Raw genomic sequence first — 1165 nt, 5'->3', positions numbered from 1 at the left:
CCTTGCCGCCAGTGACGTCCTCGGTTTCCGTACAGACGAGCTTGAAGAACTCACTCTCGAAGTCCACCTCGTGCGGTTCGGCATCCCAGCCGAACCACTCGATCTCGGGTGGGTGCTCGCTCATCCACTCGTCGTCGTCGACGACTTCCTGGATGGCTGATTCGACTTCCTCGCGGATGTCTTCGCTCGTTTCACCCGTGTTCGGCGGCCAGCCGATCCGATACTCCATCACGGTCTCGCCTGGGACGGTAGAGGTCCACGATCCCGGCACTTCGATGTTCGTTAGACTGAGGTTCGTGGTACTGCCGGCCGCGTCGGGATATTGGCGGACTGCGGGTTCGTAGTCTTCGATCCGCTCGTTGCGCTCTTCATAGAGAGCGGCCATTCGCTGATAGATCTTGAGCGCCTTTCCTACCGCGTCGACGCCTTGGAACTGGAACGCAGTGTGTGCTGCTTTCCCGGGTACTCGCACGCGGAAGTACCGAACCCCCGCGCTCGCAACACCGAGAGTTGGGACTCCGGACGGTTCCGTGATGATCGCGGCGTCGGGCTGATAGCCCCTCTCGAGCGCGGAGAGAACGCCGCCGATCCCCCCCGCCTCTTCTTCGATCGTGGTTTGTAGCGTGAGATCCCCTTCGAGTTCGATCCCGAGCTCCGCGAGCGCTTGATACGCCATGGTCATCGCCACGACCCCGCCCTTCATATCGTAGGTACCGCGGCCGTAGATCCGTCCGTCTTCGACCGTCGTGTCCCACGGGTCGTAGTTCCAGTCGGCGATCGGTTCGGGTGAGACGACATCCACGTGTCCGCTGAACGTGAGCGATCGGCCGTCACCAGAGCCGGGGGCGGTCGCAGCCAGGTTTTCACGCCCGTCGTACCCGTACTCTTCGTAGGTGTTCGTTTCGAAGAAGGCTGGATGGTCCTTCAGATCCTCGATATCGGGCTCCCAAGCATCGATATCGAGTTCGAGCGACTCGAACTTCTTGCGCATAACCGCCTGTGCGGGTTGCTCCTGTCCGGGGAGAGATTCCGCCGCGACTAGTTCGGAAAGAAATTCGACCAACTCGTCACGGTTCTCCTCGATGTAGTCTCGAACTTGTGACTTCGTGACACTCATCGTCTCCCGACTCACGAGATATCCGATTAATCCTTTGGGTAGCAGAAA

General features: G+C 60.0%; 1 protein-coding gene. It reads right to left on the bottom strand.

Annotation, left to right across the window (positions count from 1 at the left end; translation table 11 throughout):
• Positions 1 to 1117: ArgE/DapE family deacylase (locus DQW50_RS17520; RefSeq protein WP_112080533.1), on the bottom strand; the 1117-nt coding region annotated here is incomplete at its 3' end.
• Positions 1118 to 1165 lie beyond the last annotated feature (48 nt).

This window comes from Halorubrum sp. 48-1-W, from assembly GCF_003287355.1.
In the GTDB taxonomy this organism is placed as follows: Archaea; Halobacteriota; Halobacteria; order Halobacteriales; family Haloferacaceae; genus Halorubrum.
Note: the sequence above shows the minus strand (reverse complement) of the source record. Positions and strands in the feature narration are given on the sequence as shown.